The sequence below is a fragment of the Burkholderia sp. 22313 genome, assembly GCF_052045245.1.
In the GTDB taxonomy this organism is placed as follows: domain Bacteria; phylum Pseudomonadota; class Gammaproteobacteria; order Burkholderiales; family Burkholderiaceae; genus Burkholderia.
This window is the reverse complement of sequence record NZ_JBQEON010000004.1, coordinates 222,274-237,141: the sequence shown is the minus strand read 5'-3', so window position 1 is coordinate 237,141 and position 14,868 is coordinate 222,274. Positions and strand designations below refer to the sequence as shown.

Genomic DNA, 14,868 nt, shown 5'->3' with positions numbered 1-14,868 from the left:
TCAACATGAGCCAAGTCAAGCGTCTTACCGACCTGATCGCCGCCGGCCAGCTCGCCGGCAAGCGGGTATTCATCCGCGCCGACCTGAACGTCCCGCAGGACGATCACGGCAACATCACCGAAGACACGCGGGTGCGCGCGTCCGTGCCGGCCATCCAGGCCGCGCTCGACGCCGGCGCGGCCGTGATGGTCACGTCGCACCTCGGTCGTCCGACCGAAGGCGAATTCAAGCCGGAAGATTCGCTCGCGCCGGTCGCGAAGCGCCTCGCCGAACTGCTCGGCCGGGACGTGCCGCTCGTGTCGAACTGGGTCGAGAACGGCGTGAACGTCGCGCCTGGCCAGGTCGTGCTGCTCGAGAACTGCCGCGTGAACAAGGGCGAGAAGAAGAATTCGGACGAGCTCGCCCAGAAGATGGCGAAGCTCTGCGACGTGTACGTGAACGACGCGTTCGGCACCGCGCACCGCGCGGAAGCGACCACCCACGGGATCGCCAAGTACGCGCCGGTCGCGTGCGCGGGCCCGCTGCTGGCCGCCGAACTCGACGCGCTCGGCAAGGCGCTCGGCAACCCGGCGCGTCCGCTGGTTGCGATCGTCGCCGGTTCGAAGGTGTCGACCAAGCTGACCATCCTCAAGTCGCTGGCCGGGAAGGTCGACCAGTTGATCGTCGGCGGCGGCATCGCGAACACGTTCATGCTCGCGGCCGGCCTGTCGATCGGCAAGTCGCTCGCGGAAGCCGATCTCGTCGCGGAAGCGAAGGCGATCATCGACGAAGCGCGCGAGCGCGGCGCGTCGGTGCCGATCCCGACCGACGTCGTGACGGCCAAGGAATTCTCGCCGACGGCCGCGGCCACGGTGAAGCAGGTCGCCGACATCGAAGCGGACGACATGATCCTCGACATCGGCCCGGACACCGCCAAGGCGCTCGCCAGCCAGCTCGAGAAGGCCGGCACGATCGTGTGGAACGGCCCGGTCGGCGTGTTCGAGTTCGACCAGTTCGGCAACGGCACCAGGACGCTCGCCGAAGCCATCGCCAAATCGTCCGCGTTCTCGATCGCGGGCGGCGGCGACACGCTCGCGGCCATCGCGAAGTACGGCATCCACGACCAGGTCAGCTATATCTCGACGGGCGGCGGCGCCTTCCTCGAGTTCCTCGAGGGGAAGAAGCTGCCGGCGGTGGAAGTGCTCGAAACGCGGGCGGCCTGAGCGTGGCGGCGCGCGCAGGGGTGACGAAGGCCGTGCGCTCCGCGAAAGCGGAGCAGCCGGCCGGCGCGGGCAAGCGCAAACGCGCGCCCGCGCGGGCGAACACCGCCCCGCGCGCACCGGCGGCCGCCGGCGACGCGGCCGTGCAGCACCACGAGATTCAGAACAAAGCGATGCCGGGCGCAAGCACCGGCACGCCCCCCGGAACGGCCGCCGCTGGGCCCGCCGCTTCCGGCTCTCGCAGCGTTTCACCCAGCGCATCCACCTTGATCCAGATGAGGAGTTTCATGCAGCGCGCCACCAAGATAGTCGCCACGATCGGCCCGGCTTCCAGTTCGCCGGAGATTCTGCTGCAGATGATGCAGGCGGGCCTCGACGTCGTGCGGCTCAATTTTTCGCACGGCACGGCCGACGATCACCGCCAGCGCGCCGAGATGGTGCGCGAGGCTGCCCGCAAGGTCGGCCGCGAGATCGCGATCATGGCCGACCTCCAGGGCCCGAAGATCCGCGTCGGCAAGTTCGAGAACGGCAAGACGACGCTCGTGCCGGGCCAGGCCTTCATCCTCGACGCGGGCTGCGAGCTCGGCAACGACGAGCGGGTCGGCCTCGACTACAAGGAACTGCCGCGTGACCTGAAGCCGGGCGACCTGCTGCTGCTGAACGACGGCCTGATCGTGCTGACGGTCGAGCGCGTGCTCGGCGACGAGATCCACACGATCGTCAAGGTGGGCGGCGAGCTGTCGAACAACAAGGGGATCAACCGCCAGGGCGGCGGCCTGTCGGCGCCCGCGCTGACCGCGAAGGACATGGAGGACATCCGCACGGCGATGTCGCTCGGCGCGGATCTCGTCGCGGTGTCGTTCCCGAAGAACGCGACCGACATGGAAATGGCGCGCCAGCTCGCGAACATCGCGGGCGCGCCGTACGGCATCAAGCCGAAGATGATCGCGAAGATCGAGCGCGCGGAAGCGATTCCGGCGCTGCAGAGCATCCTCGACGCATCCGACGGCATCATGGTCGCCCGTGGCGACCTCGCGGTGGAAGTCGGTAACGCGGCCGTGCCGGCGCTGCAGAAGCGGATGATCCGGATGGCGCGCGAGTCGAACAAGCTCGTGATCACCGCGACGCAGATGATGGAATCGATGATCCACGCGCCCGTGCCGACCCGCGCGGAAGTGTCGGACGTCGCGAACGCGGTGCTCGACGGCACCGACGCGGTGATGCTGTCGGCCGAGACGGCCGCCGGCAAGTACCCGGTCGTCACGATCGAGACGATGGCGGCCGTGTGCGTCGAGGCGGAAAAGTCCGAGCACGTCGAGCTGGACAAGGATTTCCTCGACCGCACGTTCACGCGGATCGACCAGTCGATCGCGATGGGCGCGCTGTTCACCGCGTATCACCTCGGTGCGAAGGCAATCGTCGCGCTGACCGAATCGGGCGCGACCGCGCTGTGGATGTCGCGTCACTACACGCACGTGCCGATCTTCGCGCTGACGCCGCGCGTCGGCAGCGAGCGCACGATGGCGCTGTACCGCAACGTGACGCCGCTGCACGTCGACTTCAACAGCGACCGCGACTCGGCGCTGCAGGCGGCACTCGAGATCGTCGTGAAGCAGGGCTACGTGCAGCACGGCGACATGGTCGTGCTGACCGTCGGCGAGCCGATGGGGCAGGCGGGGGGCACCAACACGCTGAAGATCGTGCGGGTCGGCGAGCATTATTGAGCCGGGCACGGCATGCATCGGCCGGCCTGTTGACCGGCCGGGCAGCCGCCCGAGCCGATCGGGCGCCATTTTCTGACGAAAGCCGCGCGGGGTCTGGAGCCCCGCGCGGCTTTTTTTCTGTTTTTTGGGTGGATTGTGCCGTGCGAAGGTAACAAATTGCGAGTACGCGTCACCGGTCGGTCGGAATCGGAGGCGCTTCGCGATAAAATGCGGCTATTCGACGCTCAGCCGCGCCGTGCCGTCCCGGTCCAGACGGGAGCGAGCGCCGCGCCGGCGTCAGGGCGCACCGGTTTTCATTCCAAGGAGTTCCACAATGCCTCTCGTATCAATGCGTCAATTGCTGGACCACGCGGCAGAGCAAGGTTATGGCCTGCCGGCCTTCAACGTGAACAACCTGGAACAGGTCCAGGCGATCATGGCGGCGGCGGATCAGGTCGGCGCGCCCGTGATCATGCAGGCATCGGCCGGCGCGCGTAAGTACGCGGGCGAGCCGTTCCTGCGCCACCTGATCGAAGCGGCGGTCGAGTCGTATCCGCACATCCCGGTCGTGATGCACCAGGATCACGGCCAGTCGCCGGCAGTCTGCATGGCCGCGATCCGCAGCGGCTTCACCAGCGTGATGATGGACGGCTCGCTCGAAGCCGACGGCAAGACGGTCGCCTCGTACGAATACAACGTCGACGTGTCGCGCAAGGTCGTCGAGATGGCGCACTCGATCGGCGTGACGGTCGAAGCCGAACTCGGCGTGCTCGGCTCGCTCGAGACGATGAAGGGCGACAAGGAAGACGGCCACGGCGCGGAAGGCACGATGACCCGCGAGCAGTTGCTGACCGATCCGGAGCAGGCCGCCGACTTCGTGAAGCTGACCCAGTGCGACGCCCTCGCGATCGCGATCGGCACGTCGCACGGCGCGTACAAGTTCTCGAAGAAGCCGACGGGCGACATCCTGTCGATCCAGCGCATCAAGGAAATCCACGCACGCATCCCGAACACGCACCTGGTGATGCACGGTTCGTCGTCGGTGCCGCAGGAACTGCTGGCCGAGATCCGCGAATTCGGCGGCGACATGAAGGAAACCTACGGCGTGCCGGTCGAGGAAATCCAGGAAGGCATCAAGCACGGCGTGCGCAAGATCAACATCGACACCGACCTGCGTCTCGCCATTACCGGCGCGATCCGCCGCTACCTGTTCGAGAACCCGGGCAAGTTCGATCCGCGCGACTACCTGAAGCCCGCGCGCGAAGCGGCGAAGAAGGTCTGCGTCGACCGCTTCCTCGCGTTCGGCTGCGAAGGCCAGGCCGCGAAGATCAAGCCGGTGTCGCTCGACAAGATCGCCGAACAGTACAAGTCCGGCGCGCTCGCGCAGGTCGTGCGCTGAGACTGTAGTACGATTGCCCCGCCCGGTGTCGCGCCGGGCCGGGGCTGACTGCCTTGGGGCCGGATCGGATCCGGCTTCGGCAGCCGTTCCGTCCGGCCGAACGAGGGCCGGCCGGCAACCGACGGGCGTGATCTCCCGGCGGTTCGCCGACGCATTGCAAGACCGCCGTTCCCGCCTGCCGCGGGGAACGGCGTTTCCCTTTTTGTTTGGCTCCTTATCTGCGAAAAGACGATGTCTACCCTTTACGAATCCACGCTCCGCTCGCTGCCGCTCCTCGGTCGCGGCAAGGTCCGCGACAACTACGCGGTCGGCAACGACAAGCTCCTGATCGTCACGACCGATCGCCTGTCGGCATTCGACGTGATCATGGGCGAGCCGATTCCGAACAAGGGCCGCGTGCTGAACCAGATGGCCAACTTCTGGTTCGACAAGCTCGCGCACATCGTGCCGAACCACCTGACGGGCGACGCACCGGAAGCAGTCGTCGCGGCCGATGAGGTCGAGCAGGTCAAGGGCCGCGCCGCGGTCGTCAAGCGCCTCGAGCCGATCATGATCGAAGCGGTCGTGCGCGGCTACCTGGCCGGCAGCGGCTGGAAGGAATACCAGGCGTCGGGCGCCGTGTGCGGCGTGCCGCTGCCGGAAGGCCTGCAGAACGCGCAGAAGCTGCCCGAGCCGATCTTCACGCCGGCCGCGAAGGCCGAGCTCGGCGAGCACGACGAGAACATCACGTTCGAGGAAACCGAGCGCCGCATCGGCACCGAGCTGGCCGCGACGATCCGCGACATCTCGATCCGCCTGTACAAGGAAGCGGCCGACTACGCGGCGACGCGCGGCATCATCATCGCCGACACGAAGTTCGAATTCGGCCTCGACAACCACGGCAAGCTGTACCTGATGGACGAAGTGCTGACCGCCGATTCGTCGCGCTTCTGGCCGGCCGACCAGTACCAGGTCGGCACCAACCCGCCGTCGTTCGACAAGCAGTTCGTGCGCGACTGGCTCGAGGCGCAGCCGTGGGGCAAGACCGCGCCGGCGCCGGCGCTGCCGGCCGACGTCGTCGAGAAGACGGCCGCGAAGTACCAGGAAGCGCTCGAGCGCATCACCGGCCAGCCGCTCGCCTGACAGAAGGAACGCACGAAATGAGTGAAGTCCAGACTGCCCACACGCACAGCGCGCCGCTCGTCGGCGTGCTGATGGGTTCGAGTTCCGACTGGGACGTGATGAAGAACGCGGTCGCGATCCTGCAGGAATTCGGCGTGCCGTACGAAGCGAAGGTCGTGTCCGCGCACCGGATGCCCGACGAGATGTTCGACTACGCGGAGAAGGCGCGCGAGCGCGGGCTGCGCGCGATCATCGCGGGCGCCGGCGGTGCCGCGCACCTGCCCGGCATGCTGGCCGCGAAGACCACCGTGCCGGTGCTCGGCGTGCCGGTCGCGAGCAAGTACCTGAAGGGCGTCGATTCGCTGCACTCGATCGTGCAGATGCCGAAGGGCGTGCCGGTCGCGACGTTCGCGATCGGCGAGGCCGGCGCCGCGAATGCCGCGCTGTTCGCGGTGTCGATCCTGTCCGGCACGTCGGTCGACTACGCGAACCGGCTCGCCGCGTTCCGCGTGCGCCAGAACGAAGCCGCGCACGCGATGGTGCTGCCGCCGCTGGCATGACGGCACCGGCGGCCGCGCATTGCGGCCGCCTGACCCTCCCCACTGCGGCGGGCAGCGCCCGCCGCGACCGATCACTGACATGACCGCAACTCCTGATTCCGTTTCCCCGATCCTGCCCGGCGCGTGGCTGGGCATGGTCGGCGGTGGCCAGCTCGGCCGCATGTTCTGCTTTGCCGCCCAGTCGATGGGCTATCGCGTCGCCGTGCTCGATCCCGATCCGACGAGCCCCGCCGGTACGGTCGCCGACCGCCACTTGCGCGCGGCCTACGACGACGAAGCCGCGCTCGCCGAACTGGCCGGGCTGTGCGATGCCGTGTCGACGGAATTCGAGAACGTGCCGGCCGCGAGCCTCGATTTCCTCGCGCGCACGACGTTCGTCGCGCCGGCCGGCCGCTGTGTCGCGATCGCGCAGGACCGGATCGCGGAGAAGCGTTTCATCGAAGCGTCGGGCGTGCCGGTCGCACCGCACGTCGTGATCGAATCGGCGGCCGCACTGGCCGCGCTCGACGATGCCGCGCTCGACGCGGTGCTGCCGGGCATCCTGAAGACGGCGCGCCTCGGCTACGACGGCAAGGGCCAGGTGCGCGTGGGCACCGCGCGGGAAGCGCGCGACGCGCATGCGGCGCTCGGCGGCGTGCCGTGCGTGCTCGAAAAGCGCCTGCCGCTGAAATACGAAGTGTCCGCGCTGATCGCGCGCGGCGCGGACGGCCGCTCGGCCGCGTTCCCGCTCGCGCAGAACGTGCATCACAACGGCATCCTCGCGCTGACGGTGGTGCCGGCGCCGGCCGCCGATGGGGCGCGCGTCGAAGAGGCGCAGCAGGCGGCCGTCCGGATCGCCGACACGCTCGGCTACGTCGGCGTGCTGTGCGTCGAATTCTTCGTGCTGGAAGACGGCTCGTTCGTCGCGAACGAAATGGCGCCGCGCCCGCACAATTCCGGTCATTACACGGTCGATGCGTGCGCAACGAGCCAGTTCGAGCAGCAGGTGCGCGCGATGACGCGCATGCCGCTCGGCAACCCGCGCCAGCATTCGCCGGCCGCGATGCTGAACATCCTCGGCGACGTGTGGTTCCCGGACGGTGCGGCGGCTGACGCCGTCACGCCGCCGTGGGACACGGTCGCCGCGATGCCGGCCGCGCACCTGCACTTGTACGGCAAGGAAGAAGCGCGCGTTGGCCGCAAGATGGGCCACGTGAACTTCACGGCGGAGACGCGCGACGACGCCGTCGCCGCCGCTACCGCCTGCGCGCAGCTGCTGCGCGTGGCGCTCGACTGAGGCGCCGGCAGATGTCCAGCGATCTCCCGAAGCACGTGACGCCCGCGCAGATCGACGCGGCCGCCGCGCTGCTCGACGCGGGGCAGCTCGTCGCGTTCCCGACCGAAACCGTGTACGGGCTCGGCGGCGATGCGGCGAATCCCGAGGCCGTCGCACGCATCTACGCGGCGAAAGGGCGCCCGGCGAACCATCCGGTGATCGTGCATCTGCCGCCCGGCGGCGATCCGGGCTATTGGGCCGACGACCTGCCGGCCGACGCGCACGCGCTGATCGACGCATTCTGGCCGGGCCCGCTGACGCTTATCCTGAAGCGCCATGCGCGCATTCCGGACGCCGTGAGCGGCGGCCAGGATTCGGTCGGGTTGCGCTGTCCGTCGCATCCGGTTGCGCAGGCGCTGCTGGCCGCGTTCAGCGCGCGGCGTGGCGGGCATGGCGGCGTGGCCGCGCCGTCCGCGAACCGGTTCGGTCATGTGAGTCCGACCACCGCGCAACACGTCCGTGAAGAATTCGGCGACACGGTGCACGTGCTCGACGGCGGCGCGTCCGAAGTCGGTATCGAATCGACGATCCTCGACCTGTCGCGCGGCTTCCCCGCGCTGTTGCGGCCGGGCCACGTGACGCCGCAGCAGATCGCCGACGTGCTCGGCCGCGCGCCGCGCCTGCCGGACGGCAGCGACGCGACCGCGCCGCGCGCATCCGGCACGCTGAAGGCGCATTACGCGCCGCGCACGCCGCTCGCGCTGCTGCCGTTCGATGCGCTCGAGCCGCTGCTCGCGGCCGCGCAGACCGATGGCGAACGCGTCGCGCTCGTCGCGCGCGCATCGCGTGCGGGACGCTGGGCGCAAGCCGACGGCGTGCATTTCGTCGCGGCGCCGGAAGATCCGCAGGCGTATGCGCGCGACCTGTACGGCATGCTGCGCGCGCTCGACCGCGCGCAGGTCGCACGCATTCTCGTCGAGAAGCTGCCCGAGACCGTCGAGTGGATCGCGGTCAACGATCGCCTTGGCCGTGCGGCCGCCGCGTTCGAGGCGCGCGACTGACGCCGGCTCCCGCATCCCCTTCGGAAATAAAAAACGCCCGACCGGCGAGATGAGCCGGTCGGGCGTTTTCGTTTGGGCGCGTGGCCGGCGGCTTACTTGCCCACGCCGGACTTCGCGATCTGCTGTTCGACGTATTGCGCGAACAGCGCATGCAGGCGCGTCGTCGGATGGACCGTGTCGGCGAACATGTAGGTCTGGTCCGCGTTCGGGACCGTGTAGGTCTGCGGCGAGCAGAACAGCGACGAACCGAATGCGGTTGCGTCCGCGACGCCGTATTGCGTGGCCGCCTGGACCATCGCCTTCAGGTTGCACGCGGTGTCGGTGTTCGACACGCTGAAGCCGTTCGCCTGGTAGCTGGCCGCGACGCCGTCCTGCCACGTGAACGAATCGACCATCACGTACTTGGTCGGGTCGACCTTCAGCGCGACGAGCGTGCCGGCCAGCGCTTGATTGAACAGGCCCGACAGTTGCGTGAACGCGGCTTGCGTGCCGCCTTGCAGCGCGAGCGGCGTGCCGCCGATGTCCGGCACGTTCGCGACGAATACGTGCGTCGCGCCGGCCGCGACGATCTGCTGGACGATCCCGCCCAGCTGTTGCGCGGCGAGGCCGATCGCCTGCGCGGCCGCGAGCTGCGCGGCCGGCGTGTTGCCTTGCGCCTGCGCGACCTGCGCCTGATAGAAGATGTCGTTCGCGCCGCCGTTGATCAGCACGATCTGCCCGGCGTTGAAGCTGCCGTGCTGCGACAGGTACTGCTTGACCTGGTCGGCGATCGGCGTCGTCGTGGCCTGCGCGTAGTCGGCGTTCGGCACGCTCGAGGCCGCGTGGCCGATGCCCGGCTGCTGCGTCACGCGCGAGCCGCCCTGTGCGTAGCCGAGGCCGCCCGTGGCCTGCAGCGGAATGCCGAAACCGCCCTGGTTCGCGGGTTGCAGCGTGTCGCCGTAGTACTGAGCGACGTCCTGCGTCCACACTTGGCCGGGGTTGGTCGTGAAGCGGCCGCCGCCGAAGCCGAGCTTGATCTGCGAGTAGGTGCCGGCGTCCGACAGGCTGTCGCCGAACGACACGATCTGCATTTTCACGCCGGACGGCGGCGTGTTCGACGCGCTGCTGCTGTTGTTGTCGTCGCCGCCGCCGCACGCGGCGAGCAGCGCGAGCGCGGCGCCCGCGATCGCGACCTGCGCGGTGCGCAGCAGGCGTTGCGGGGTGCGTGACGGAGTGCGTTGTTGTGTCTGCATCGATGGATCTCCTCGTAGATATGGCCTAGATGTATCGTGCATCTGCCGCGTGCCTGCTCAGGTCCAGGCTGCGCGGCGGCCGTTGGCTGAAGTGGTTTATTGGTCGCGCACGGCCGCAAGCGGCATGGTGCGCGGATCGTGGTTTGCGGCCTCGGCGATCTGCGCATGATAAGCGCTCGCCCATTCGGGCGGACCGAAAATCGCGCGCAGCTTGTTGCGCCATCCAGGGACGCGCAACGCGTCGGCCGCCATCGACACCCACTCGCGGAACGTCGCGACGAGCGGGTTGTTCGAGCCGAGCGGCTCGACGATTCCGTACTGCGGCGGATCGTCGGGCGACTCCTCGACGTAGCTGCCGAACAGGCGATCCCAGATCACGAGTACTCCTGCGTAATTGCGGTCGATGTAGCGCGGGTTGCGTGCATGGTGCGCGCGATGGATCGACGGCGTGTTGAGCACGTATTCGAGCCAGCCGAGCTTGCCGATCGCCTGCGTGTGCACGAAGAACTGGAACGCGAGGTTGATCAGCACGATGCCGACGATCTGCTGCGGCGGAAAGCCGAGGAACGCGAGCGGCAGCCAGAACGCCCACATGCCCGCGACCGGATACATCAGGCTCTGCCGGAACGCGGTCGAGAAATTCATCCGCTCGGACGAGTGGTGCACCACGTGCGCGGCCCACAGCCAGCGCACGCGATGGCTCGCGCGATGGAACACGTAGTAGAGGAAGTCCTGGCCGACGAACAGCACGGCGAACGACAGCCAGCCGTCGTGCCAGGTGAACAGCCGGAACCGTGCGTAGCAGTACGCATAAACGGGGATCACGAACAGCCACGCGAGCTTGTCGGCACCCTGGTGCATCAGCGCGAGCGCCGCATTGCACAGCGTGTCGCGCCACGCATAGAGGTGGTCCTGCGCACGTGTGCGGGCGAGGTGCCAGGCTTCCCACGCGATGCAGAGCAGGAAGACGGGCGCCAGCGCGAGCAGAAGCAATTCGACGTCGAATCGCATGGGCGTGTCTCCTCCTTTCCCCTGCAAGCCGTGAGGCCGGGCCTGTGGCCCGTTGTAGATATCGGTCAGGCCAACAGCCTACGCAATCGCCACGCGCTAGGCGAGGGGGCAGCGTAGAGGGTTCCCTCTGAGCGCCCCCAAACCTGTCGCTTCGCGCCAGGCCCCCGAAGGGGCAAGAAAACTTGGGGCGGCCCGGCGTTTTCTTGAGGACAAGGTTTCTACGGAAGCCGTGCGGTGCGGGGCCGCGCGGTGCGGCCCCGTTTTGCGGGCAGCGCCGGGGCGCGGTGCGCGGCGCGCAGGCGGGGCGGCCGTTTCAAACCGCGAACGGTGCAATGACGGGGAGCGGGGCGGCGGCAGAGGGGGCGGCCGGTTGCCCCGACGGGCGGTGCCGCCCCCTGTGACGCAACGCAGATGGCGGGGCGCACCGCATCGCTGCGGCGCGTGCGTTGTCAGTGCGCGCCCGCGTAGATCCACTCGAGCAGCGTGTCGTGCGCGGCGCGCGCGGCTTCGGCGTGATCGTTGTTGATGAAGCTGACGACGATGTAGCTCTGGCCGTCGGCACCCGCCACGTAGCCCGCGATCGCACGCACGTCGCGCAGCGTGCCGGTCTTGATGTGCGCGTTGCCGAGCACGCCGGCGTTGGTCAGGCGGTTCTTCATCGTGCCGTCGATGCCGGCGATCGGCAGCGAATCGATGAATGCCTGCGCGACCGGGCTCGCATTCGCGGCCTGCAGCAGCGCGGCGAGCGACAGCGCGCTCACGTGCTCGTTGCGCGACAGGCCCGAGCCGTTCTCGAGCTCGAGGTCCGGCATCGCGATCCCGCTTTTCTGCAGGAACGCATGAATCGCGCGGCTCGATTGCTCGGGCGTCGCGGGCGGCTTGCCGGCCACCGCGCCGATCGTCAGGAACAGGTTGCGCGCCATCACGTTGTTGCTGAACTTGTTGATGTCGTAGACGATGCTGCCGAGCACGGGGCTGTGGTGGACGGCGAGCGGCCGCGCGGTGGTCGGCACCTTGCCTTCGCTGACCGGGCCCGCGATCGTGCCGCCGTCCTGCTGCCACAGCGCAAGGAAGCCGCGCGCGAAGAACGTCGTGTGGTCGAGGATCGCGAGGTTGGTCGTGTGCGCGCCGCAGCGCAGCGGATAGTCGCCGGCGAACGAAGCGGTCATGAGCCCGCCGCCGCCGGCCGACAGCGTCGGGCGTGCGGCCGCGGCGGCCGCGCTGCACGAGCCCGAGCCTTCGACCAGCTGGTTGTCGATCGACAGGTTCGCGAGCGGCGGCAGCACGTCGACGGCGACCTTGCCGTCGTCGCCCGGCGTGACCGTGAACGACACGGCCTTGAACGCGTACAGCAGCGGATCGGGGCCGACGTTGTACGGCGCGCTCACGTCGTCGTCGAACGACGGCAAGTCGCGCGTCGACGCGGCGAAGTAGCTCTTGTCGAGCACGAGGCCGCCGGCCACGCGCTTGATGCCCGCCTTGCGGATCTTGTCGACCAGGTCGATCAGTTCTTCGGGCACGAGCTTCGGATCGCCGGTGCCCTTGATGTACAGGTTGCCCTGCAGCGTGCCGTCCGGGTCGACCGGGCCGTCCGCATACGCGGTGGTGCGCCAGCGGAAGTCGGGGCCGAGGATCGACAGGCCGGAGAAGGTCGTCACGAGCTTCATCGTCGACGCCGGCAGCATCGGCCGGTCCGCGTTCCATGCGATCAGCGGCTCGGGATTGCCGACACGCTCGACCACGACGCTCATCGCCGAGGCCGGCACCTTCGCGCGCTGCAGCGCGACCAGCACGGACGCCGGCAGGCCGGCCGCGCGTGCGGCCGGCGACACGACGGCGGTCTTGCGCGCTTCCTTGTGGGGCTTCTTGCGGGCTTGCGCGGACGGTGCGAACGCAAGGGCCGTGCAGGTGGCGACGACGGCGGCCGCCCGCAGGCAGAAGCGGGCGCGGGGGGCGAGCCGGGCGGAAAGATCGGAAATCGGCATGGGCAAATACGGGAAAGGCACGGGGCTCGGGCAGGGCGCGCGCGGCGCCGGAGCGCACATTGTAGAGACAAGTCCGCACGCGCCCCTTGCAATTCGCCTTTCTGTTGCATTGCAGGGAGCGCCCGCGATGCGCGGCGCTACAATGGTTGCCATGTTTTACTCAACCCATGGGTTCCGGTTCCGATGCGGATTCTGCTAGTTGAAGACGATCGAATGATTGCCGAAGGCGTGCGCAAGGCGCTGCGTGCCGATGGCTTCGCGGTCGACTGGGTGCAGGACGGCGACGCGGCGCTCACGGCGCTCGGCGGCGAGACGTACGACCTGCTGCTGCTCGATCTCGGCCTGCCGAAGCGCGACGGCATCGACGTGCTGCGCACGCTGCGCGCGCGCGGGCTGTCGTTGCCGGTGCTGATCGTCACCGCGCGCGATGCGGTTGCCGATCGCGTGAAAGGCCTCGACGCGGGCGCCGACGACTACCTCGTCAAGCCGTTCGACCTCGACGAACTGGGCGCGCGGATGCGCGCGCTGATCCGCCGCCAGGCGGGGCGCAGCGAGTCGCTGATCCGCCACGGCGCGCTGACGCTCGATCCGGCGTCGCACCAGGTGACGCTCGACGGTGCGCCCGTCGCGTTGTCCGCGCGCGAGTTCGCGCTGCTCGAAGCGCTGCTCGCGCGGCCCGGCGCGGTGCTGTCGAAGAGCCAGCTCGAGGAGAAGATGTACGGCTGGGGCGAGGAGATCGGCAGCAACACGGTCGAGGTCTACATCCACGCGCTGCGCAAGAAGCTCGGTTCGGACCTGATCCGCAACGTGCGCGGGCTCGGTTACATGGTCGTCAAGGAAAGCTGACGCGTGAGGTCGATTCGTCATCAATTGCTGATCTGGCTGCTGGCGATCGTCGTCGCGGGCGTGGGTCTCGCGGGCTGGCTGATCTACCGGCAGGCGCTCGCGGAGGCGAACGAGCTGTTCGACTACCAGTTGCAGGAAATCGCCGCGGCGCTGCCGTCGGAGCCGTTCTCGCAGGTGTTCGGTTCGCGCACCAACGGCGACGAAGGCATCGTGATCCAGATCTGGAACCGCAACGGCGTGCTGATGTACTTCTCGCATCCGCGTGCGCCGATCGCACCGCGCGCGGAACTCGGCTTCTCGACGGAGCGCACCGACCGCGGCGAATGGCGCGTGTACGGCGCGATCGTCGGCGACAACGTCGTGCAGCTCGCGCAGCCGGTGTCGGTGCGCAACCGGCTCGCGGCGAACGTCGCGCTGCGCACGCTGTGGCCGCTGATCGTGCTGCTGCCGTTCCTTGGCGCGGCGGTCTGGGTGATCGTCGGGCGCGGGCTCGCGCCGCTGGCCCGCGTGACGCACGCGGTCGAGGCGCGCCGGCCGGAGGCGCTCGATCCGTTGCCCGATGCGCGCCTGCCGCTCGAGGTGCAGCCGCTCGTGCGCGCGCTGAACGGGTTGCTTGCGCGACTGTCGGCGGCGCTCGACACGCAGAAGGCGTTCGTCGCCGATGCCGCGCACGAACTGCGCACGCCGCTCGCGGCCGTGCAGATCCAGGCGCAGCTCGTCGCACGCGCGAAGGACGACACGTCGCGCCGCGAGGCGGTCGCGGATCTGCAGGACGGCGTCACGCGCGCGACGCGTCTCGCCGAGCAGCTGCTCGCGCTCGCGCGCGCCGAACCCGACGGCGCGACGATGCGTGAGCCGGTCGACCTGCAGGCGCTGCTGGTCGAATGCGTGGCCGCGCATGCACCGCTCGCGCAACGGCACCACATCGATCTCGGCTTCGAGGAGACGCGCGCGGCGACGGTCGTCGCGGACGTCGGCGCGCTGCGCGTGATGTTCGGCAACCTGCTCGACAACGCGGTGAAGTACACGCCCGACGGCGGTCGCATCGACGTGTCGCTGACGTGCGATGCAGCCGGCCGCGCGTGTGTGCAGATCGGCGACAGCGGGCCCGGCATTCCGGCCGACGAACGCGAGCGCGTGTTCGACCGCTTCTACCGCGACAGCTCCGCGCGGGCGCGCACCGACGTGTCGGGCAGCGGGCTCGGGCTCGCGATCGTCAAGCGCGTCGCGGCGCAGCAGGGCGCGACGGTGTCGCTCGGCGACGCGGCCGCGGGCGGCCTGCTCGTGAGCGTCGTGTTCCTCGATGCCGAGCTGCGGGCGCCGGCGCCGCAGGCGTCCGAATCCGTATGAAGAACGGCGCCGTCAGGGCGCCGACGGCGGCCTGGGGCCGGCTCCTCGCATGATTCGGTCCGGACGGCGGAACGTGCGTGATGGGCGGGAGCAGGCCCAGGCCCGACTCAAGGCCGATTAAGCCTCCTTTAAGTCAGGGTCGTTACGCTGCGACCTATCAAAGAGG

13 protein-coding genes are annotated in these 14,868 nt (G+C 69.0%); 9 read left to right on the top strand and 4 right to left on the bottom strand.

Going from position 1 to position 14,868, the window contains the following annotated elements:
- Positions 1-5: 5 nt before the first annotated feature.
- On the top strand, positions 6-1,202 hold the full coding sequence (locus ACTJKF_RS05930) for a phosphoglycerate kinase (RefSeq protein WP_175822409.1): 1,197 nt from the start codon (positions 6-8) through the stop codon (positions 1,200-1,202).
- A gap of 157 nt (positions 1,203-1,359) precedes the next feature.
- Here ACTJKF_RS05930 and ACTJKF_RS05925 read toward each other — a convergent pair whose 3' ends face one another.
- A complete protein-coding gene (locus tag ACTJKF_RS05925; protein WP_021164118.1) occupies positions 1,360-1,488 on the bottom strand; it encodes a hypothetical protein in 129 nt (42 codons plus the stop codon).
- Here ACTJKF_RS05925 and pyk point away from each other — a divergent pair.
- From pyk to ACTJKF_RS05895, 6 genes are all read left to right on the top strand, one after another.
- Entirely contained in the window at positions 1,487-2,923 is a 1,437-nt protein-coding gene (gene pyk / locus ACTJKF_RS05920) for a pyruvate kinase (RefSeq protein ID WP_059447904.1), read from the top strand. The genes ACTJKF_RS05925 and pyk overlap by 2 nt on opposite strands.
- A gap of 313 nt (positions 2,924-3,236) precedes the next feature.
- Entirely contained in the window at positions 3,237-4,301 is a 1,065-nt protein-coding gene (gene fba, locus ACTJKF_RS05915; RefSeq protein ID WP_440622624.1) for a class II fructose-bisphosphate aldolase, read from the top strand.
- A 231-nt stretch (positions 4,302-4,532) separates the two neighbouring features.
- Positions 4,533-5,423, top strand: coding sequence for a phosphoribosylaminoimidazolesuccinocarboxamide synthase (locus ACTJKF_RS05910; protein WP_440622623.1), 891 nt, complete (start codon positions 4,533-4,535; stop codon positions 5,421-5,423).
- 17 nt (positions 5,424-5,440) lie between these two features.
- On the top strand, positions 5,441-5,962 hold the full coding sequence (gene purE, locus ACTJKF_RS05905; RefSeq protein WP_012364611.1) for a 5-(carboxyamino)imidazole ribonucleotide mutase: 522 nt from the start codon (positions 5,441-5,443) through the stop codon (positions 5,960-5,962).
- Positions 5,963-6,041: 79 nt separating this feature from the next.
- The gene (locus ACTJKF_RS05900) at positions 6,042-7,238 is read left to right on the top strand and encodes a 5-(carboxyamino)imidazole ribonucleotide synthase (RefSeq protein ID WP_440622622.1); all 1,197 of its coding nucleotides are present in this window, start codon (positions 6,042-6,044) and stop codon (positions 7,236-7,238) included.
- Positions 7,239-7,249: 11 nt separating this feature from the next.
- Positions 7,250-8,278 (top strand): L-threonylcarbamoyladenylate synthase, encoded by a 1,029-nt coding sequence (locus ACTJKF_RS05895; protein WP_440622621.1) that lies wholly within the window; start codon positions 7,250-7,252, stop codon positions 8,276-8,278.
- Between the two features lie 92 nt (positions 8,279-8,370).
- Here ACTJKF_RS05895 and ACTJKF_RS05890 read toward each other — a convergent pair whose 3' ends face one another.
- From ACTJKF_RS05890 to dacB, 3 genes are all read right to left on the bottom strand, one after another.
- Entirely contained in the window at positions 8,371-9,510 is a 1,140-nt protein-coding gene (locus ACTJKF_RS05890; protein WP_440622620.1) for an SGNH/GDSL hydrolase family protein, read from the bottom strand.
- A gap of 96 nt (positions 9,511-9,606) precedes the next feature.
- Entirely contained in the window at positions 9,607-10,521 is a 915-nt protein-coding gene (locus ACTJKF_RS05885) for a sterol desaturase family protein (RefSeq protein ID WP_440622619.1), read from the bottom strand.
- Positions 10,522-10,970: 449 nt separating this feature from the next.
- Entirely contained in the window at positions 10,971-12,506 is a 1,536-nt protein-coding gene (dacB, locus tag ACTJKF_RS05880; RefSeq protein WP_440622618.1) for a D-alanyl-D-alanine carboxypeptidase/D-alanyl-D-alanine endopeptidase, read from the bottom strand.
- Between the two features lie 183 nt (positions 12,507-12,689).
- Here dacB and ACTJKF_RS05875 point away from each other — a divergent pair, with 183 nt between their 5' ends.
- Together ACTJKF_RS05875 and ACTJKF_RS05870 are read left to right on the top strand one after the other, a co-directional pair.
- Complete coding sequence (locus ACTJKF_RS05875) at positions 12,690-13,352, top strand: response regulator (protein ID WP_040141750.1); 663 nt, start codon at positions 12,690-12,692, stop codon at positions 13,350-13,352.
- Positions 13,353-13,355: 3 nt separating this feature from the next.
- Positions 13,356-14,702 carry an ATP-binding protein gene (locus tag ACTJKF_RS05870; protein WP_440622617.1) on the top strand — a complete coding sequence of 449 codons (1,347 nt, stop codon included), beginning with the start codon at positions 13,356-13,358 and terminating at the stop codon, positions 14,700-14,702.
- Positions 14,703-14,868: the final 166 nt, after the last annotated feature.